Annotated in this window: 14 protein-coding genes and 1 tRNA gene; 7 read left to right on the top strand and 8 right to left on the bottom strand. The window is 71.8% G+C overall.

What is annotated here, in order from left to right; all coding sequences use genetic code 11:
* Nucleotides 1-3: 3 nt before the first annotated feature.
* The 4 genes from ACIBU0_RS36395 to ACIBU0_RS36380 all read right to left on the bottom strand — a co-directional run bounded on the left by ACIBU0_RS36395 (nucleotide 4) and on the right by ACIBU0_RS36380 (nucleotide 7,694).
* Entirely contained in the window at nucleotides 4-3,870 is a 3,867-nt protein-coding gene (locus tag ACIBU0_RS36395) for a Pls/PosA family non-ribosomal peptide synthetase (protein ID WP_398827279.1), read from the bottom strand.
* A 277-nt stretch (nucleotides 3,871-4,147) separates the two neighbouring features.
* Nucleotides 4,148-5,431: an McrC family protein gene (locus tag ACIBU0_RS36390; protein ID WP_398827277.1), complete on the bottom strand. Its 1,284-nt coding sequence runs from the start codon at nucleotides 5,429-5,431 to the stop codon at nucleotides 4,148-4,150.
* Nucleotides 5,415-7,523, bottom strand: a complete 2,109-nt coding sequence (locus ACIBU0_RS36385) for an AAA family ATPase (protein ID WP_398827275.1) — start codon at nucleotides 7,521-7,523, stop codon at nucleotides 5,415-5,417. The genes ACIBU0_RS36390 and ACIBU0_RS36385 overlap by 17 nt, the downstream gene beginning before the upstream one ends.
* Before the next feature lie 83 nt (nucleotides 7,524-7,606).
* Nucleotides 7,607-7,694 (bottom strand) — tRNA-Leu (locus ACIBU0_RS36380).
* A 189-nt stretch (nucleotides 7,695-7,883) separates the two neighbouring features.
* Here ACIBU0_RS36380 and ACIBU0_RS36375 point away from each other — a divergent pair.
* The 3 genes from ACIBU0_RS36375 to ACIBU0_RS36365 all read left to right on the top strand — a co-directional run bounded on the left by ACIBU0_RS36375 (nucleotide 7,884) and on the right by ACIBU0_RS36365 (nucleotide 10,602).
* The gene (locus ACIBU0_RS36375; RefSeq protein ID WP_398827273.1) at nucleotides 7,884-9,209 is read left to right on the top strand and encodes a M20/M25/M40 family metallo-hydrolase; all 1,326 of its coding nucleotides are present in this window, start codon (nucleotides 7,884-7,886) and stop codon (nucleotides 9,207-9,209) included.
* A 157-nt stretch (nucleotides 9,210-9,366) separates the two neighbouring features.
* Entirely contained in the window at nucleotides 9,367-9,600 is a 234-nt protein-coding gene (gene chpH, locus ACIBU0_RS36370; protein WP_398827271.1) for a chaplin ChpH, read from the top strand.
* A 171-nt stretch (nucleotides 9,601-9,771) separates the two neighbouring features.
* Nucleotides 9,772-10,602: a chaplin gene (locus ACIBU0_RS36365; protein WP_398827269.1), complete on the top strand. Its 831-nt coding sequence runs from the start codon at nucleotides 9,772-9,774 to the stop codon at nucleotides 10,600-10,602.
* 111 nt (nucleotides 10,603-10,713) lie between these two features.
* On the opposite strand, the gene ACIBU0_RS36360 is transcribed toward ACIBU0_RS36365, so the two are convergent.
* Nucleotides 10,714-10,902 (bottom strand): DUF5703 family protein, encoded by a 189-nt coding sequence (locus ACIBU0_RS36360; protein WP_005485166.1) that lies wholly within the window; start codon nucleotides 10,900-10,902, stop codon nucleotides 10,714-10,716.
* Nucleotides 10,903-10,949: 47 nt separating this feature from the next.
* Here ACIBU0_RS36360 and ACIBU0_RS36355 point away from each other — a divergent pair, with 47 nt between their 5' ends.
* A complete protein-coding gene (locus ACIBU0_RS36355; RefSeq protein ID WP_398827267.1) occupies nucleotides 10,950-11,654 on the top strand; it encodes a hypothetical protein in 705 nt (234 codons plus the stop codon).
* 159 nt (nucleotides 11,655-11,813) lie between these two features.
* Here the strand turns inward: ACIBU0_RS36355 and ACIBU0_RS36350 are convergent, their stop codons facing one another.
* Both ACIBU0_RS36350 and ACIBU0_RS36345 read right to left on the bottom strand, forming a co-directional pair.
* A complete protein-coding gene (locus ACIBU0_RS36350) occupies nucleotides 11,814-14,318 on the bottom strand; it encodes a helix-hairpin-helix domain-containing protein (RefSeq protein WP_398827265.1) in 2,505 nt (834 codons plus the stop codon).
* A complete protein-coding gene (locus tag ACIBU0_RS36345; RefSeq protein WP_398827263.1) occupies nucleotides 14,315-15,298 on the bottom strand; it encodes an aldo/keto reductase in 984 nt (327 codons plus the stop codon). Before ACIBU0_RS36345 ends, ACIBU0_RS36350 begins: the two co-directional genes overlap by 4 nt.
* A gap of 184 nt (nucleotides 15,299-15,482) precedes the next feature.
* Between ACIBU0_RS36345 and ACIBU0_RS36340 the strand changes: the two genes are divergently transcribed.
* On the top strand, nucleotides 15,483-16,538 hold the full coding sequence (locus ACIBU0_RS36340; protein WP_398827261.1) for an LLM class F420-dependent oxidoreductase: 1,056 nt from the start codon (nucleotides 15,483-15,485) through the stop codon (nucleotides 16,536-16,538).
* A 241-nt stretch (nucleotides 16,539-16,779) separates the two neighbouring features.
* On the top strand, nucleotides 16,780-17,568 hold the full coding sequence (locus ACIBU0_RS36335) for a ferritin-like domain-containing protein (protein WP_398827259.1): 789 nt from the start codon (nucleotides 16,780-16,782) through the stop codon (nucleotides 17,566-17,568).
* Nucleotides 17,569-17,599: 31 nt separating this feature from the next.
* Here ACIBU0_RS36335 and corA read toward each other — a convergent pair whose 3' ends face one another.
* A complete protein-coding gene (gene corA, locus ACIBU0_RS36330) occupies nucleotides 17,600-18,598 on the bottom strand; it encodes a magnesium/cobalt transporter CorA (RefSeq protein ID WP_398827257.1) in 999 nt (332 codons plus the stop codon).
* Nucleotides 18,599-18,660: 62 nt separating this feature from the next.
* Between corA and ACIBU0_RS36325 the strand changes: the two genes are divergently transcribed.
* Complete coding sequence (locus ACIBU0_RS36325; RefSeq protein ID WP_398827255.1) at nucleotides 18,661-19,347, top strand: histidine phosphatase family protein; 687 nt, start codon at nucleotides 18,661-18,663, stop codon at nucleotides 19,345-19,347.
* The last annotated feature ends 27 nt before the right edge of the window (nucleotides 19,348-19,374 follow it).

Raw genomic sequence — 19,374 nt, 5'->3', positions numbered from 1 at the left:
CGCTCAGGGACGCCATGCCTCGATCGGATTGCCGAGCCAACGGGTGTCGTCGGGGACCGACTCCGCCGCCATGACCAGCGACGCGGGACCCAGCGTCGCACGGGCCCCGATCGCGCTGCCGGGCAGGACGATCCCGCCAGGACCCAGCGTCGCGCCCTCACGGAGGACCACAGTATCCGTCCGCAAGATCCGGTCGTGGAAGAGGTGCGTCTGGAGCACACAGCCCCGGTTCACCGTGGACGCGTCCTCCAACGTCACCAGATCGGTCTCCGGCAGCCAGTAGCTCTCCACCCACACGCCCCTGCCGATCCGCGCGCCCAGCCCCCGCAGCCACGCCGTCATCACCGGCGTACCCGGCACCGAGCCCGCCAGCCACGGCACCGCGAGCACCTCGACGAAGGTGTCGGCCAGCTCGTTGCGCCACACGAAGGCGGACCACAGCGGATGCTCCCCGCTGTGGTGCCGCCCCACCAGCAGCCACTTCGCGACGATCGACACGACGCCGGCCACAGCCCCCGCCCCGAGCAGCACCAGCCCCGACAGCAGCGGCGCCCACACCGCCAGCGCACACAGCGCCGCCACCGTCAGCACCGCAAGCCCCGCCGAGCAGAACACCGGCACGATCCGGCACAGCTCCACCAGAGCGCGCGCCCACAGCAAGCGCGAAGGCGGCTCGTACGTACGGCTCTGGTCACCGTCGGCCGCGGCGCGCGGCAGCTTGACCGGCGGCAGCCCCAGATACGACGTGCCCTTCTTGGCCTTCTTCGGCGTTGCCGACAGCACCCCGACCAGCCCGCCGTCCGGCACGCTCCGCCCCGGCGCCGTCATCCCCGAGTTCCCGAGGAAGGCCCGCCGCCCGATCTCCGCCCGCCCGATCCGCATCCAGCCCCCGCCGAGCTCGTACGGCGCGGTCAGCGTGTCGTCGGCGAGGAACGCGCCCTCGCCGACCGTCGTCAGGCTGGGCAGCGCCAGCACGGTCGACACCTCGGCGCCCTTGCCGATCCGCATCCCGAGCAGCCGCAGCCACACCGGCGTGACCAGCCCGGCGTACAGCGGGAACAGCGTCTCGCGCGAGCGGTCCATCAGCTGCGTGACCGTCCACGCCTGCCAGCCGACCCGCCCGTGCGTCGGATACGTCCCCTCGCGCAGCCCCAGACTCAGCAGCCGTACCGCGATCAGGAGCAGCAGCGCGTACGTCAGCCCGTAGGCGAGCGTCGCCGGTACGAGGGCCTGCGCGGCGCCCGTCAGCGGCGCGTCCGGCGTGAGGAACGCGCGGGCCACGAGGAAGGCGGCCAGCCCCGCCAGCACCGGAAGCGCGGTCAGCGCGAATCCGGTGACGCCGTACAACACCCGCCAGTACGTGCCGCGCCGCGGCCGCTCCTTGGGCCAGTTGCGCTTGGCCTTGCCCAGCTTGACCGCGGGCGCGCCCGCCCACCGCTGACCGGTGGGAACCTGCCCCGTCACCGCGGAACCGGGCGCCACCTCGGCCCGCTTGCCCACCCGGGCACCGGGCAAGAGCGTGCTGCGCGTGCCGACGACGGCGTGCGCGCCCACCTTCACCGCCCCGATCTCCAGCCGGTCCCCGTCCAGCCAGTACCCGGACAGGTCCACCTCGGACTCGACGGCCGCGCCCCGCCCCAGCTTGAGCAGCCCGGTGACCGGCGGCAGCGAGTGCAGGTCCACGTCCGGACCCACCTTGGCGCCCAGCGCCCGCGCGTACCGCTCCAGCCACGCCCCGGTCAGCGAGGTCGCCCCACTGAACTCGGCGAGCCGCTCGGCGGTCCACAGCCGCAGATGCACGCCGCCACCCCGCGCGTACCGGCCGGGCTTCACGCCCCTGAGCAGCAGTCGCGCGCCCCCGGCGGCCAGCGCGAGCCGCCCCGGCGGACTGAACAGGACGACCGCACCGACCGCGACGAGCCACCAAGGGGCCGTCGGCAGCCAGCCGTAGGCGGGCAGCAGATTCCCCAGCGCGGCCAGCGCGACCGTCCAGCGCAGTCCGAGCAGGGTGAACAGCGGCAGGAGGAGCAGCAGCTGGATCACCTGAGCCCGCCTCGGCACGGGCGCGACGAACCGCTCCGACCCATCCTCCTGTACGGACTCCTCCAGGCGCCGGGCCAGCTTGCGCAGCACCGGCTGCTGGTAGATGTCCAGGACGGCCGCACTCGGATAGCGCGTCCGCAGCCGCGTCGTCAGCTGCGCGGCGGCCAGACTGCTGCCGCCGATCGCGAAGAACTCGTCGGAGGCGCTGGTGACGGGGATGCCGAGCACCTCGGTCCACTGCTCGGCGAGCCAGGCCTCGGTACCGTACAGCTGCTCGGCGGGACCGCCCGTTTCGAGGCCCTCCAGCGGCCAGGGCAGCGCGTTGCGGTCCACCTTGCCGGAGGTCCGCGTCGGCAGGTCCTCGACCGGTGCGAGCAACGGCACCAGCGCGGCGGGCAGTTCGGCGCGCAGCTTCTCGACCGCGGCCGCGTGGTCCCACCCGTCCTGGGTGACGACGTACCCGACGAGCAGCTGGTTGCCGCTGCGCGCGGTGCGCACGGCGGCGGCCGCACCGGCCACCCCGGGCAGCGCCTGCAACGCGGCGTCCACCTCACCGAGCTCGATCCGCCGCCCGCCCAGCTTGATCTGCTCGTCGGCCCGCCCGAGGAAGACCAGCCCCTCGGGCTCGGCGCGGACGAGGTCACCGCTGCGATACGCCCGCTCCCACCCCAGGGACTGAAGCGGCGCGTACTTCTCGGCGTCCTTCTCGGCATCGAGATACCGGGCCAGCCCGACCCCGCCGATCACCAACTGCCCGCTGGAGCCCATCGGCACGGGCTCCCCGGCCTCGTCGACGACGGCCAGCTCCCACCCGTTCAACGGCAGCCCGATCCGGATCGGCTCCTCGCCGCTCATCAGCGAGGCGCAGGCGACGACGGTCGCCTCGGTCGGCCCGTACGTGTTCCAGACCTCGCGTCCCTCGGTCACCAGCCGCTGCGCCAGCTCCGGCGGACAGGCCTCACCGCCGAAGATCAGCAGCCGTACGTCGTTGAGGGTCTCGGGTTCCCACAGCGCGGCCAGCGTCGGCACCGTGGACACCACGGTGATCTCCTGCTCGACCAGCCAGGGCCCCAGATCGGCCCCGCTCCTGACCTGCGCACGCGGCACCGGTACCAGACAGGCCCCGTACCGCCACGCCAGCCACATCTCCTCGCAGGACGCGTCGAACGCCACCGACAGCCCCGCCATGACCCGGTCCCCGGGCCCGATCGGCTCGTCGACAAGGAACAGCGCGGCCTCGGCGTCCACGAACGCGGCGGCACTGCGGTGACTCACGGCCACGCCCTTGGGCTTGCCCGTCGAGCCGGAGGTGAAGATGATCCACGCGTCGTGCCCGACGCCGGGCCGGGCGGCGGGAACATCGGAGACGCCATGCACGGCGATCTCGTGCCCGGCCCCGATGACGGCCCGGACACCGGCCTCCCCGAACACCAGCTCGGCCCGCTCGTCGGGGTCCTCGGCGTCCACGGGGACATAGGCGGCACCCGCGGTGAGTACGGCGAGAATGGCGACGTAGAGGTCATTGGTGCCGGAGGGCACCCGTACGCCCACCCGGTCGCCCAGCCCGACCCCGGCCCCGGCGAGCCGCCGCCGCAGCCGCTCCACCTCGACGGCCAGCGCGCGGTAGGTCAGACAGGTCGTGCCGTCGTCCAGGGCGGGCTCGTCCGGACAGGACCGCACGGAGGCGTCGAAGACGTCGACGAGCGTGCGGGGGGAGGCCGCGGGGCCCCCGGAGAAACGTGCCGTGTCACCGAACCGCTGGTGGATCTCCGCGCCGAGCTCTTCGTCGAGCAGGCCGAGAGCGTCGCTCTCCTGTATGGCTGCCATCCGGTCCTCGCGTCTCGATCCCGGAAGCCTCCGGGGTGCTGGCGGGCCCGCAGGTCTGCCTGGGGTTGTCCGGCTCCAGCTCCGTAACAAGCCGGAAATTTTAGTACGACGCTAGGTTCGGGGCTGATGGTTCGCCACTCAGAGTGGCCGTTCGAGTGAGCTCGGCAAGCTGGTTCCGGGCCGCTGACCTGCGGATCTTCCTGCCGCGCGAGAGATGTCCCACACGAACCGCACCAAGGTCAAGAAGGCGACATTCAGGGGCAGTTCGTGCGCCGCGTCAGCTGCCGCCGCCCGCCGCGAACCCCGCGACCAGCTTCCGCAACGGCTCCGCCGCCTGCTCGGGAGCCAGCCGGGTGTCGATGCCCAGGACGCTGATCGTTCCCAGGTGACCGCGCGGCCCGTCGACCCGGACGGTCCGGCTCGTGGCGCCGTCCGGCGCGGGGTGGACGATGGCGGCGAGCGGCGCGTCCGGCGTGGTGTATCCGGCGATGTACGTAAGGAGTTGGTGCCGGTTCTCGGCGCTGAGGTGCCGCCCGTCGTATCCGATGTACTTGGCGTCGAGCGGCAGGAAGCGCACAGGTGGGCCCTCGAACCGCAGGAGGACGTCGGGCTTGAACGGCTGACGGTAGGGCCCCGTCTCGTCGCTCGTCCTGATGGCCCGGTCGTCGGCGACGTCCTCCTTGCGCCCGCCGAACTCGGCCGCCGCCCCCGCGGCCATCCGCCGCACGACCCGCTCCCACAGCAGGTCCATGCCCAGCAGCAGACTCTTCGAGGGCAGGCCGCGGTCGCTCAGCAGGTCGGTGACCCCGCCTCCGCCCAGCACCAGCCGTGCCCAAGTGTGGGCGGCACGGTAGCGGGAGTTGAGCCTGGTGTACCGCGCGCGGGCCATCAGGCGTGATACCGCGACCTGAGGCCGGGGCCGGGGGAAGTGTTCGGCCGTGTCCCGCAGGGCTCGGGCCAGCTCGGCGTCGGTGGCCAGCGGAATCGCCGCGTGCAGCGCGGCACCGCAGATCAGGTTCTCCCAGGTGTCCACGCGCCGTTCGAAGGTCCGCACGTGCAGCCGGTCCACGGCGCCGTACCGACGGGACAGCTGGGCCCGCAGGTCCAGTTGCCCGCGCAGCACGGGCTGCTCCTGCTCGCTGCGTACGTACTCGCGCCGCAGTCCCTCGTCGAGCAGCGCCCGGCACTCGGTGAGCAGGGCGTGCGGGACGACGGCCGCGTAGCCCGCTGTTCCCGTGAGCCAGCTCCGGCTCGTCCGGTCGTGCGGTACGGGGATGTCCTGCGCGTAGCAGAGCCATGAGATGAGCCGGGCGCCGGAGATGGTCATCTTCGGCGTGATCGTCAGGCGCACGCGCTCCAGCCGGAGGACCCCGACCGTCGACCTGGCCTTGAGGTCCCAGCCCGTCAGGGTCCGCCGCAGCCGGAGCCGGCCACCGTCGACGAGCGGAGCGAGCACGCGGCGGTCGGCCTCGGTGAGCTGGTCGGGCGCCAGCAGGACGGACGTGTGCTCGTCCAGGACGACGTCCTGGAGACGGGAGCGGACCTCACCTGTCGACGGCATCGTCCGACTCCGTGAACTCGGCGGCGAGCGTGTGCGGGAGATCCTGCGCGGGCACGCGGGCGATGCGCCCGGACTCCGGGTCCACCAGGCCGCCCAGAACGGCCCGCAACGGCTCGGGCCGTCCCATGCCGTGATCCTCGATCTGCGGCACGATGTCGTGGTAGAAGACGGCGCTGAGCTCGTCCTCCGAGCTGACGGGCCGGTCCTCCCGAAGCAGAAACGCTTGGCCGAGCTGATGGTCGGGACCGAACTCGCGGACCAGTCTCGCGTTCAGCCCGGCGAGGAACGCCGCGAGGTCGAGCCCGCCGACGGAACCTTCGACGGAGTCCAGATCCGGCGGCACCTCCAGGAACGCGAACCGCCGCCGGATCGCCGCGTCCAGATGACCGACGCTGCGGTCGGCCGTGTTCATGGTGCCGATGATCCGCACATTGGCAGGGATGCTCACCTGCCGCCCGCTGATGGGCAGCGTCACCGGGATCCCCCGCTTGTCGATCTCCAGCAGCGTGACGAGTTCACCCAGGACGCGTGGCAGGTCGCCCCGGTTGATCTCGTCGATGACCAGCAGGAAGGTCCGGTCGGGCGCCTTCTCGGCCGCCGCGCAGATCCGCAGGAAGATCCCCTCGCGCCACTTCAGGTTCAGCCCCGCCTGGCCCGCGGCGGTGTCGGGCTTGTAGCCCTCCACGAAGTCCTCGTAGCCGTACGACGGATGGAAGGTCACCAGGGACACACCCGTCACTTCGGAGACCCCCGGGGCGGGAAGCAGCCCGGCCACGACGGACGCCCGTTCGGCGGCCGGCGCGTCGATGGCGTCCGCCCGCCCCGCCAGTGCCAGCGCCGCACTCAGGGCCAGCCTGGTCTTGCCGGTGCCCGGTGGGCCGTACAGGATCACCTGCCCCTTGTACTTCAGCGCGTCGAGCACGTCCTGCACGGCACCGGGGACGTCCACGGCCACCGGCGCGGCGGCACCGCGGCGGCTCAGGATCCGCCTCAGGAGCTTCTCCGGAACCTTCGCGAACGTCGGCTGCCAGGCGTTCTCGGGCGCGTCGAAGACCTGGGCGTAGCCCTCGTCCCAGGCCACGAGAACCTTGTGCCGGAACTCGTCGTAGCGCTCGTCATAGGTGTAGCCGCCGGTGACCTCGCCCAGCGCGAGCACTTCCGACTTGCCGCGGTTCGCGACGACACGGTCGCCGGGTTCCAGGTCCCGGTAGGCCAGCAACTGCCGGGCGAGCCGAAGATTGCCGCCGGTCGACTGGGGCCACACGTTGTCCAGTGCCCGCTTCAGTTCCGTGTCGCTCTCGTACTCGCCGAGATCGCCGATCTCGTCCCAGCCGACCCGGATGTGCTGCCCCGCCCGGCACTCCTCCCACAGGCGGGCGCCCGGTCCAGGAGCGATCTTCAAGGTGTCACGGCGCGGGGGCTTGGGAGAGAACTCGCCGTACAGGAAGCGCATGACCTCCAGCGGGTGCCACCCCTCGAACTCCGGCCTGCGGCGCACCAGGGCGAGCAGATCCCGGTTGGCCTGCCAGGAGTGAACGCCTCCGTAGAGCCGGTGACCGGTTCCGCCGAGTAACTCGGTGAAGTGCCGGATATGGGAAGCCGAGTAGATGGGCAGGAAGTCGTCCGGGAAGTAGGTGGCCAGGGTCTTGGTGACCAGCGCCTGCCCGTACGACAGCGTCACGAGCTCGTCGACGGCGAGGAAGTTCCGCTCCTGTACGGCGCCGAACGCGGCGACAAACTGACCGCGCACCACGTCCCAGGCCTCGTCCACGCTCAACTTCTGCAGCGGGGCCGGCAACCGCCACTCACCGGTGCGCCGGCTCCGGTAGATGATGTGCTTCGCCGCGCTGCCGCCCCGGATGCTGCCGAGCGCTTCCGTCCCGTACTCCATCAGCCAGCAGAACGGGCGGCCGGCACCCGGGTCGTGGACCGTGCCGAGGGCGTACCGGCTCAGCGGCAGACCCGGCCACTGCGTGAGCGGGAATCTCTCGACCACCTCCTGACGTGACCGCTCGGCCCGGGTCAGTACGTCCCTCAGCGCCGCCCGGTCGAAGGCCCGGGCCGCCTCTTCCACGCTCTTCTCGTCGGCCACCGGCTCATGATCCACCCTGGGGGCGGGACGGCGGGGCGAAAGTACGGAAAAGCAAAGGGCCCCTGGTGGACAGGGACCCTCACTGGTGTCCGAGGGGGGACTTGAACCCCCACGCCCGATAAAGGGCACTAGCACCTCAAGCTAGCGCGTCTGCCATTCCGCCACCCGGACAAGGTGTCTGTCGTGCGGGGTTTCCCTCGCGGCGACGAAGGAAACATTACCAGGCTTCGGAGGGTGCCTCGATCACCCCCCGTCGCGGCGTGAACGGCGTGTGACGGGTCGCCGCCGGTCTTGGGCGGCGCCGGGCGGAGGGGGAGGATGAGGGGGACCACCAGCAGGGACAGCGCGGGAGGAAGCAGCGTGAGCGACACGGACACGGCCAGGGGCGTCACCGGCGAGGACGAGGTCGTGGACCTCTGCCGCGAGCTGATCCAGATCGACACCAGCAACTACGGCGACCACTCGGGGCCGGGTGAGCGCAAGGCGGCCGAGTACGTCGCGGAGAAGCTCGCCGAGGTGGGGCTCGAACCCAAGATCTTCGAGTCGCACCCGGGGCGCGCCTCCACCGTGGCGCGGATCGAGGGGGAGGACCCGTCCCGGCCGGCGCTGCTCATCCACGGCCACACCGACGTCGTACCGGCGAACGCCGACGACTGGACCCACCACCCCTTCTCCGGCGAGGTCACCGACGGGTGCGTGTGGGGGCGTGGGGCCGTCGACATGAAGGACATGGACGCGATGACCCTGGCGGTCGTCCGGGACCGGCTGCGCAGCGGGCGCAGGCCGCCGCGGGACATCGTGCTCGCGTTCCTCGCGGACGAGGAGGCCGGCGGCAAGTACGGCGCCCGGTTCCTCGTCGACAAGCACCCGGACCTGTTCGAGGGCGTCACCGAGGCGATCAGCGAGGTGGGCGGATTCTCGTTCACCGTGAGCGAGCAGCGTCGGCTCTATCTGATCCAGACGGCCGAGAAGGGCATGCACTGGATGAAGCTGACCGTGGCCGGCACGGCGGGCCACGGGTCGATGATCCACCGGGACAACGCGATCACCGAGCTGTCGGAGGCCGTGGCCCGGCTGGGGCGGCACCAGTTCCCGGTGCGGGTCACCAAGACGACCCGGGCCTTCCTCGACGAACTCGGTGACGCCCTCGGCGTCGAGCTCGACGCCGAGGACATGGAGGCGACGCTCGCCAAGCTGGGCGGTATCGCCAAGCTCATCGGCGCGACGCTGCGGAACACGGCCAACCCGACCCAGCTCGGCGCCGGGTACAAGGTGAACGTCATCCCGGGCGAGGCCACCGCGCACGTCGACGGGCGCTTCCTGCCCGGGCACGAGGAGGAGTTCCTCGCGGACCTCGACCGGATCCTCGGCCCGAAGGTGCGGCGCGAGGACGTGCACTCCGACAAGGCCCTGGAGACCTCCTTCGACGGCTCGCTGGTCGAGGCGATGCAGTCGGCGCTGCTGGCCGAGGACCCGACCGCCAAGGCGATCCCCTACATGCTCTCCGGCGGCACCGACGCCAAGTCCTTCGACGACCTCGGCATCCGAGGCTTCGGCTTCGCGCCGCTGAAGCTGCCGCCGGAGCTGGACTTCGCGGGCATGTTCCACGGTGTCGACGAGCGGGTACCGGTCGACGGGCTGCAATTCGGGGTGCGCGTGCTGGACCGGTTCATCGATGCGTCCTGAATTGGGCCACTGAAACGACACTTCAGTAATCGTCCAGACGTACTGAACGTGGCTGGGGAGGGTGAACGCGCTCATAAGGTCGTAGCCCTATTAGTTCCTCCTCGTTACAGGTGATGCGATCAGCTACTTGTGATCGCATTGCCAACAAGGAGGAATAATGATCAAGAAGGTCGTCGCCGCTGCGGCTGCCACCGGTGGCCTGGTTCTCGCGGGCGCGGGCCTCGCTGTTGCCAGCTCGGGTGCCCAGGGTGCCGCTGTGCACTCCCCGGGTATCGCTTCCGGCAACGTCGTTCAGGCGCCGGTTCACGTCCCCGTGAACGTCTGCGGCAACACGATCTCGGTGATCGGGCTGCTGAACCCCGCCTTCGGCAACACCTGCATCAACAAGTGACGTTGTGCCTCGCCCCGTGAAAGGGGCTGAGCCCGTCGGCCCCGGAGCGCGTGCCATGCGCTCCGGGGCCGACCGGCCTTTTCTTCAGCGCCGGAACGTCGCTACATCGACCATCCGGCTTGATTCCGGCGTCGTCTTTTCGGAACAAGGTCGAAGGCAGGTAATTCAGCAATGCGACAGGTCACCCGCAAGGGCCTGATGACCGTGGCGGCCGCCACCGGCGTCCTCGCCGCCGCGAGCGGCGCCGCCCACGCGACCGGTTCGGGTGCGAGCGGCTCCAGCTCGGACTCGCCCGGCGTGCTGTCGGGCAACACGGTGCAGGCGCCGGTGCACGCGCCGGTCAACGTCTGCGGCAACACGGTCAACGTCATCGGGGTGCTCAACCCGGCGATCGGCAACAGCTGCGCCAACCAGGGCGGCGGTGCGTCCGGCGGCCACGACGGCACCGGCGGTGGCGGAGCGTCGGCCGACGGGCACGCCAGTGACTCGCCCGGCGTCGGCTCCGGCAACCACGTCCAGGCGCCGATCAACGTGCCGGTCAACGTGTGCGGCAACAGCGTCGACGTCATCGGCCTCGGCAACTCCACCGAGGGCAACGACTGCGCCAACAACGGCGGCGGGGCCCACACCCCGCCGGGCGGCGGCCACGAGAACCCGCCCGGGTCTCCGGAGCAGCCGGGCAACCCGGGTAACCCCGGCAACCCTGGTAACCCCGGCAACCCGGGTAACCCCGGTAACCCGGGCAACCCCGGAAGCCCGCAGAACCCGGACCAGCCGAGCCACCCCGGCACCCCGAGCACGCCGCCCGGCCAGGGCGACGTGACGCCGGGCGGCTCCTCGCACGGGAACCAGCCGGGCGCGCACTTCGTCACCCAGCCCCAGGGCGACGCACAGCTCGCGCAGACCGGCAGTGACCTGCCCATGGGCCTCGTCCTCCCGGTCGGCGCGGGGGCGCTGCTCGCGGGCGCGGTGCTCTACCGCAAGGCACGGGCAGCGGAGTAGGGCGTAGCCATCCGGTACGCACGGAGCGGGCCCCGCTGCCGCGGGGCCCGCTCCGTGCTGTGCGGTCCTTCTCCTGCTGTCCCTGTCTCGCTGTCTTCCTGTCGCCTCAGCTCACCACGTGGCCCGCACCTGGCGGATGATCCGGCGGCGCAGCCGCACCCGGCGGCTGCCGTCGCGCAGCAGGCTCAGGCGGTCCAACTCCCAGTGTCCGTACTCGGCATGGTCCGTCAGCAGGCGTGTGGCGTCCTTGCGGGATACCCCGCGCGGTACGTACACGTCGACAAATTCGTATTCCGGCATCGCATCTATTGTGCGGGCTGGGGCCCGGTACGGATAGCGTCTGCACTATGTCTGATGCTGTGCAGCCCACCGCTGCCGAGGTACGCGCCGCCGCCGAGGCGGTCAAGACCGCGCTCGACCGCCACCTGGCCGCGGTCGAACGCCGGTCGGGTGAGGACGATCCGGCCGTCTACGAGGCGTTCAACGACCTGGCCGCGGCCGCCGAGGCCTACGACGAGCTGCTCTACGACCGTTACGACGAGGTCACCCCCTTCGAGATCCCCGGTGCGGAGGACGCGCTGCCGCCGTACACGGGCCCCGAGGAACCGAACGCGCTGAGCGTGCTGATCCGCCGCGACTACGCCGTGGTGGAGCCGCAGCGGCTGCTGGCGCAGGCCGAGCGGATCGAGGCGGCGGACGACGAGGGCGCGGAGGCCGCCGGCACCGTGCACGGGGCGCTGGGCGTGCTGTTCGGCGAGTTCGAGCCGGACGAGATCGCCTCCCGGCACAAGGAGTTCGGCCTGGAGGAGGGCGACTCCACGCTCTGGGTGACCGCCGCGGACGTGGCGGCGGAGCCGGGGGAGTGGCTGGAGATGCCCTTCGAAGGGATCGATCCGCAGCGGGTGGTCTGCCGGTTCGACGTCAGCACGGTCTTCGACGACGAGATCGGTGACGTCGGTGACGAGATCGACGACGGGGACGATCTCGAGGACGACCTCGACACCGAGCTGGACGAGGACGAGGACCTGGAGCCGCTGGACGTGGACCGGTAGCGCGGGCGCGTCGGGTCGGCGGGGCTGATTCGACGGCGGCGGTCACGGTGGCGATCCGTGACCGCCGCCGTCGTGCTGTGTGACGAGGCCCCCACACTCTGCTGTTTCCTGGATCTTGAATCTTGGATCTGGGGATCTGCGGATCTGGGAGCGGATCGGTCAGTCCAGCGACGGCACCTGGTGGCCGAGCAGGACGGGGAGGCGGGTCGTGCGGGGCTTCGCCGGGATCTCTGCCACCGCTCGGGGGAGGGCCTGTTCCGCGCCGTGGACCACGGAGAGGTGGCGGTCTGCCCGGCCGAACGCCGTGTAGACCCAGGGGCGGCTGAGGGCCTGGGCCGCGTCGCCGGGGAGGACGACGACCGCCGCCGGCCAGCGGCAGCCCACCGCCTGGTGCGCGGTCAGGGCCCAGCCGTGCCGGACGGACTGCTCCACCCGGTCCTTCGGGACGACGACGGTCTCGCCCGCGCAGGACAGGTGCAGTCCCTCGGCGTCGGCCTTCACCACATGGCCCGGCAGCGTACGGCCCGGCGCGGGGGAGTAGGCGACGCGGTCACCGGGGTCGAAGCCGCCGAAGCGGCCCGGTCCGGGGTTGAGCCGCTCCTTGAGCGCGGCGTTGAGGGCGCGGGTGCCGGCCGCGCCGCCGTGGCCCGGCGTGATCACCTGGGTCTGCTCGGCCGGGATGCCGATCGCCCGCGGCACCGAGTCGGCGACGAGCTGCACGGTACGGTGCACGGCCTCGCCCGCGTCACGCACCGGCACGATCACGACCTCCTTGCCGGGCGCCTCGACCTGGTTCAGCTCGCCGATGCCGATACCGGACACCAGCTCGCCCAGCGGGCCGGGGTCCGGCCGCCGTGAGGCGATCTGCGGGCAGATCCGCGCCGCCAGCAGATCGGCGAACACCCGGCCGGGGCCCGCCGACCACAGCACCGCCGGATCCCCGGCCAGCACCAGCCGGGCCCCGTCCGGCAACGACTCCGTGAGCAGCGCCGCCGTCTCGACGTCCAACTGCGGCGCGTCGAGCACGACAAGCAGATCGAGATCCAGCGCCCCGTCCACGTCCCGACCGGGCCCTTCGGCACCGGAGAGCAGACCGGCCACGGTGACGACGCCGGGCTCGGCTCCCGTCCGCGAGGGGTCGGCCGGCCCGCCCGACTGGCTCAGCAGTGCCGAGAAGCGCGCTCGGCCGAGCGGGCTGTGCGCGGCCGCCCAGGCCCGCAGCCCGAGCCCCTGCGCCGCGTGCCACAGCGCCGCCGGCTCGGCGAGGGACGCTGCCCCGCCGGTGTGGAGGACCAGACCGTGCGCCGACACCGCGCGGATCAGGTCGGCGGCGGCGCCCGCGGCGGCCGCGGCCCGCTCCCACTCCTCGGCCGAACCGTCCTGCTTCGGCGCCGAGTTGATCAGGCGGGCCAGTCCGTCGGCGAGGCTCTCCTCCGCGAGGGCGTACCGCTCCAGGCCGACCAGGACACGGACCGGCCGCTCCTCGTCCTCCGCCGCTTCGTCGTCCCGTGGGGCCGGGGCGCCGGGTTCGTCCAGGGCGTCCTGGAAGGCCAGGGCATCGCCCTCGGCCAGGGTGTTCTGTACGGCCGTATCGGCGTCCGGCACACCCCGCTGGGCCAGCGCGGCGGTGAGCGTCGGCAGTTCGAGGGCCGTGTGTCCGGCCAGGGCCGCCTGCTCCAGGAGCCAGACGGTGAGCGCCCGGCCGCGCCGCTCGTCGTCCGGGCCGCACTCCGCGCCGAGCAGGGCCCGCGCGAACCCGTCGGCCTGGTCCGGCCGTACGCCGCCGACGCGCAGCAACTGCCAGGGGTCCGCCCGCAGCCGCTCACCCGCCCCCTCGCCGAGCATCGCGGCGACCTGCGGGGCGAAGTCCTCCGGGGCACCGCCGTCGGTCAGTACGCGCCGCACGGCGTCGAGGGTCTCGGGTGCGGGGGCTGCGGGCGTCTCGACCGCCGCAGGCTGTGGCCGGCGTACCGGCTCAGGGGCGGGCCGGCGTGGCGGCTCCGGCTCGCTGAAGACGGTGGCCACCGGCCTCGCCCCGCTCTCCACGGCACGTACGGCGGCGAGCAGATCCGCGGCTTTCCCGCTGAGCTTGGCCCCGCTCTCGACGGGCCCCTTCCTCTCCGCCTTCCGCCGCTCGATCCGCTCCCGCTCGACCCGCTGAGCGGCAAGCTCGGCCTCGGCCTCCGACACCTGCTGCGCGGAGTCGCCGTCGCCGTCCTCGGCGGAGGTCGTACGGGCGGCTGTGTCGCTGTCGCCGTCCTCGGTGGAGGAGGTGCGGGCCGCTGAGTCGCCGTCGCCGTGATCGGCCGAGGAGGCGCGCGTCGCGGCATCGTCGTCACTGCCGCCCGACCCGGCTCCGGGGACCGGACCCCCGCCGCCTGCGGCCTCGCTTTCCCCCTCCAGGCCGTTCGGCGGCGAATCCGCGGGCTTGTCCTCGCCCCCTTGGGTCCCTCCGGCCCCGCTTCCGCTGCTCCCGTCGTCGCCGCGCGACCCAGCAGCCGCACCTTCGCCGGTGACGGCCCCGCCCCCGGCGTCGGAGCCCCGCCCAGCGGCTTCGCCGCCGGCGGCCCGCGCGCCCCCGTCCCCCGGCGCCCCGCCCTCCGTCGCGGCCCCCGGCGGCACCGGCTCGGTGTTCTCCGTGGTCTCGGGCGGCTCCGTGCTCACAGCGTGCTCCAGTCGTGATCGGGATAGCGGTGCACGGGCGCCGACACATCGTCGAGCGCCCGGCAGATCTCGTCAGGAAGACTAAGGGCCTCCACTGACAACGCCGCCGTGAGCTGCTGTGCGTTGCGCGCGCCTATGACGGGCGCGGCCACGCCGGGCCGGTCGCGGACCCAGGCGAGGGCGACCTGGAGCGGGGTCACGGCCAGTCCGTCGGCCGCTGTCTGCACCGCGTCCACGATGCGGGTCGCCGTGTCGTCGAGGTACGGCGCGACGAAGGGCGCGAGGTGCTCGGAGGCACCCCGTGAGTCCGGCGGCGTCGCGTTGCGGTACTTGCCGGTGAGCACGCCCCGGCCGAGCGGGGAGGAGGGCAGCAGGCCGATGCCCAGATCGAGCGCGGCCGGCAGCACCTCGCGCTCCACGCCGCGCTGGAGCAACGAGTATTCCAACTGCGTGCTGGCCAGCCGGGTCCGCACACCCGGCGCCGCGAGCTGCCACGTCGCCGCCTTGGCCAGCTGCCAGCCGCAGAAGTTGGAGACACCGGCGTAGCGGGCGCGTCCGCTGCTGACCGCCAGGTCGAGGGCCTGGAGGGTCTCCTCCAGCGGCGTGTACGGGTCGTAGGCGTGGACGTGCCAGACGTCGACGTAGTCCGTGCCGAGCCGGGCCAGCGAGGCGTCCAGCGCGGAGAGCAGATGGCCGCGCGAGCCGTCGAAGCGGCGGTCGGGGTCGGGAACGCTGCCCGCCTTCGTGGAGATCACCAGGTCCCGGCGCGGGACCAGCCCTTCTATGAGACGGCCGAGGAGGTACTCGGCCTCTCCGTCGCCGTACACGTCGGCCGTGTCGACGAGGGTGCCGCCCGCCTCCCAGAACGTCTTCAGGAGGTCCGCGGCGTCATGCTCGTCGGTGTCCCTGCCCCAGGTGAGGGTGCCGAGCCCGATCCGGGACACGCGCAGGCCGGTGCGGCCGAGATGCCTCTGCTCCATGAACGCCGAGATTACTGGCCAGAACCTGCCACGTGGGGGCCTGTGGATGATCAGTTTGACCGGACGCCGACCGGCGGCGCCGGGGGCCGCCAGGGCGACGCCCGCCACACCGGCCTCCCCGTGGCAGGTCCCCCGCGCTATGGTCGGGCCCACAAGGGACGTTACTGATCGGTAAGGGGTCGCCATGCAGCTCGGGATCAACCTCGGCTACTGGGGTGCCGGAATGGACGCGGACAATCTCGCCGTCGCGCAGGAGGCGGACCGGCTGGGATACGCCGTGTGCTGGGCCGCCGAGGCGTACGGCTCGGACGCGGCCACCGTGCTCTCCTGGGTCGCCGCCCAGACCGAGCGCATCGACGTGGGCTCCGCCATCTTCCAGATCCCGGCCCGTCAGCCGGCGATGACCGCGATGACGGCCGCGACGCTGGACTCGCTCTCCGGCGGCCGCTTCCGGCTCGGCCTCGGCGTCTCGGGACCGCAGGTCTCCGAGGGCTGGTACGGCGTCAAGTTCGACAAGCCGCTGGCACGCACGCGCGAGTACGTCGAGATCGTCAGGAAGGCGATGACACGTGAGCGCCTGACGTACGAAGGGCAGCACTGGACGCTGCCCCTGCCCGGCGGCCCCGGCAAGCCGATCAAGCTGACCGTGCACCCGGAGCGCGAGCACATCCCGCTGTACATCGCCGCCATCGGTCCCAAGAACCTCGAACAGACCGGTGAGATCGCCGACGGCGCCCTCGTGATCTTCCCCTCCGCCGAGCACCTGGAGGAGACCACGATCCGCCACCTGCGCGCCGGGCGCGAGAAGGCCGGCAAGACCCTCGACGGGTTCGACGTCTGCCCGACGCTCCCGCTGGCCGTCGGCGAGGACAAGGACGTGACCACGCTCGCCGACACCTTCCGTCCCTACACCGCGCTGTACGTCGGCGGCATGGGCAGCGCGAAGCAGAACTTCTACAACCAGCTGGCGCAGCGCATGGGGTTCGAGGCCGCGGCCGCCGAGGTCCAGGAGAAGTACCTGTCCGGCGACAAGCAGGGCGCCGCGGCCGCCATTCCGCACGACCTGATCGACAAGACGACGCTGCTCGGTTCCGTGGACCGCATCGCGGACCGGATGAAGGAGTACGCGGCGGCCGGAGTCACCACCCTCAGCCTCGCCCCCGCCGGCTTCACGCTCGACGAGCGGATCGCCTCGCTCCGCGCCGGCACCGAGGCCCTGGAGCGCGCCGGACTGGCGTGACACGGGGCAGACGTGCTGAGGGCGTAGAGACCCGGAGATTTTCTACGGCCGTGGTGGGGGCTCGGGGGTCTTCCCCGCCACGGCCGTCAAGCAGAACAACGCGCGCGTGCCCGCACGGTTACGCCCCCGTCGTGACCCCGATGGTCATTCTTTTGGCGGAGTTGTCGGACACAACTGTTGCAGCACCTCTCTCAGCCCATTTGACTCGTTCTTTGCGGGATCCTGCAGAGAGGTGTCTCAGATGCTTTCGGCCAAGAGTCTGTTCCAGGAGATCCTCGACAACGACGAGTCCTTCCGCCTGTTCTGTTCCATCGCCGCCAGCGGTGAATCCCAGGGCGGCTGGGAGAACGCCCGCATCGCCGCGCTCGTCCCGGAGAGCGAACGCTCCCTCGCGCCCAAGATCACCCGGCACGGCGCGGACGAGGACAAGCACGGGCGGATCTTCAACGCCCTGCTGAAGAAGCGCGGCCTCGAGCCCGTCGCCGTCCCGCCCGAGACCGACTACACGATGCTGCTGGAGCGGCACGGCATCGGCCTGGCCCATGACAAGCTCAAGAGCGACGAACCCCTCACCGTCCAGGACATCGTGACGTATCTGTCGCACAGCAGGGTCACCGAACAGCGCGCCTCCGAGCAGATGGAGCTGCTGCGCAAGCACTTCGCCGACCACCCCGTCATCGGCCGCGCGGTCAAGCAGATCTCGGGCGACGAGGACAACCACCTCGCCTACTGCCACGAGGAACTCCTGCGCTTCGCGGCCCAGGGACACGGCCGGGCCATCCAGCGGACGCTGCGCGAGTGCGCGCTCGCCGAGATCCGGATCTACCGGGACGTCAGTCTCGCGGTCATGGACCACATGGGCCGCATCCTCGGCTGGTCCCGCCCGAAGGCGGCGCTGCTCGCCGCAGGCATCCACGCCGTGTACGCCTGGGAGCGGTTCGCGGGCTGGCGGCGCATGGTCTCCCTGAAGATGCCGGAACGGCGCGACGCCCTCGGCGGACCCGCCACCTCGGCGCCCGAGTTCGCCTGACGGCGCACGTACGCGTCGCTCCGGCCGAGCCCTACAACCAACCCCGTCTCTTGAACAGCCGGTACAGCAGCACCTCGACGGCGGTCATGCCCGCGATCAGCACCGGATACGACCAGGCCCACGTCAGCTCCGGCATGTGGTCGAAGTTCATCCCGTAGATCCCCGCGATCATCGTGGGGATCGCCGCCATGGCCGCCCACGCGGAGATCTTCCGCACATCGTCGTTCTGCCGGACGCTCATCTGCGCCAGATGCGCCGCGAGGACGTCGGAGACCAGCCGGTCCAGGCCCTCCACCGCCTCGTTCACGCGCGTGAGGTGGTCGCTCACGTCGCGGAAGAAGGGCTGCGCCTTCTCGTGCACGAACGGCACGCGCCCGCCGAACAGTCCCGTGCCCGCGAGCCGGGACAGCGGCTGCGCCAGAGGGCCGGTGGCCCTGCGGAACTCCAGGATCTGCCGCTTGAAGGCGTAGATGCGGGACGCGGTGTGCCGGGAGCTGCCGCCGACCGGCGAGAACACCTCCGCCTCCAGCTCCTCCAGGTCCGTGCCCAACTCGTCGGCCACGTCCACGTAGTGGTCGACCACGGCGTCGGCGATCGTGTACAGCACCGCCGTCGGGCCGTGCCGGAGCATCTCCGGCTCGTGCTCCAGACGGCGCCGTACCGTCCCGAGCGGCGCCTCCTCGCCGTGCCGGACGGTCACCACGAACGAGTCGCCGATGAAGACCATGACCTCGCCGGAGGAGACGATGTCGCTCTTCGGCTCGTACCCGACCGGCTTGAGGACCATGAACAGCGAGTCGTCGTACACCTCCAGCTTGGGCCGCTGGTGCGCCTTCAGAGCGTCCTCCACGGCCAGCGGGTGCAGCCCGAACTCCTCGGTGACCTTCTCGAACTCGTTCTCCGTGGGCTCGTACAGGCCGATCCAGACGAACGCGTCGTCCTGCAGACGGCACAGGTCCAGGGCGTCGGAGAGGTCCTCCGGCCCGTCCGCCCGGCGCCCGTCCCGGTAGATGGCGCAGTCGATGATCACGGAGCGTATTCTCCCGCCGTCCGCCCGCGGACGCACCCCCTGGTACGCCTACGCTGGGCGGCATGCCCACGCTGATCCTGGTCCGGCACGGACGTTCCACCGCCAACACCGAGGGAGTGCTCGCCGGCTGGACGCCCGGCGTCGCCCTCGACGAGCGCGGGGCCGCGCAGGCCGCCGCACTGCCCGCCCGGCTCGACGGGCTGCCGATCTCCGAGGTCGTCACGAGCCCCCTGCAGCGCTGCCAGGAGACGATCCGGCCGCTCCTCGGCGCCCGGCCCGGACTCACCGCACACACCGACGAGCGGATCGGGGAGTGCCACTACGGCGACTGGTCCGGCCGCAAGCTCGCCGAACTGGGCGACGAACCGCTGATGCAGGTCGTACAGGCGCACCCCTCGGCCGCCGCGTTCCCCGGCGGCGAGTCGATGCGCGCGATGCAGACCCGCGCCGCCGAAGCCGTACGCGAGTGGAACGCGCGCGTGGAGCGCGATCACGGCGCGGACGCCGTGTACCTGATGTGCTCGCACGGCGACATCATCAAGTCCCTCGTCGCTGACGCACTCGGTCTCCATCTCGACCTCTTCCAGAGGATCTCCGTCGAACCGTGTTCCATCACCGCGATCCGTTACACCCGCCTGAGGCCGTTCCTCGTACGCCTCGGGGACACCGGTGATTTCGCGTCCCTCGCCCCGCGCGAGGAACCGCCGGCCACGGACGCGACGGTCGGGGGCGGCGCGGGCGCACCGTGATCGTCCGGCGCAGTAGGGTGAAGCGGT

The organism is Streptomyces sp. NPDC049627 (genome assembly GCF_044465645.1).
Lineage (GTDB): Bacteria > Actinomycetota > Actinomycetes > Streptomycetales > Streptomycetaceae > Streptomyces.
The sequence above is the reverse complement of the archived record's forward strand: the minus strand, read 5'-3'. Positions and strand labels throughout refer to the sequence as shown.

Coding starts and splice junctions, on each gene's coding strand:
- ACIBU0_RS36390 (WP_398827277.1), bottom strand. CDS start 5,431: ATGCCGTCGACAGGTGAGGTCCGCTCCCGTCTCCAGGACGTCGTCCTG.
- ACIBU0_RS36355 (WP_398827267.1), top strand. CDS start 10,950: ATGTCTGATGCTGTGCAGCCCACCGCTGCCGAGGTACGCGCCGCCGCC.
- ACIBU0_RS36360 (WP_005485166.1), bottom strand. CDS start 10,902: ATGCCGGAATACGAATTTGTCGACGTGTACGTACCGCGCGGGGTATCC.
- ACIBU0_RS36335 (WP_398827259.1), top strand. CDS start 16,780: ATGCTTTCGGCCAAGAGTCTGTTCCAGGAGATCCTCGACAACGACGAG.
- ACIBU0_RS36345 (WP_398827263.1), bottom strand. CDS start 15,298: ATGGAGCAGAGGCATCTCGGCCGCACCGGCCTGCGCGTGTCCCGGATC.
- ACIBU0_RS36325 (WP_398827255.1), top strand. CDS start 18,661: ATGCCCACGCTGATCCTGGTCCGGCACGGACGTTCCACCGCCAACACC.
- ACIBU0_RS36365 (WP_398827269.1), top strand. CDS start 9,772: ATGCGACAGGTCACCCGCAAGGGCCTGATGACCGTGGCGGCCGCCACC.
- chpH (WP_398827271.1), top strand. CDS start 9,367: ATGATCAAGAAGGTCGTCGCCGCTGCGGCTGCCACCGGTGGCCTGGTT.
- ACIBU0_RS36395 (WP_398827279.1), bottom strand. CDS start 3,870: ATGGCAGCCATACAGGAGAGCGACGCTCTCGGCCTGCTCGACGAAGAG.
- ACIBU0_RS36340 (WP_398827261.1), top strand. CDS start 15,483: ATGCAGCTCGGGATCAACCTCGGCTACTGGGGTGCCGGAATGGACGCG.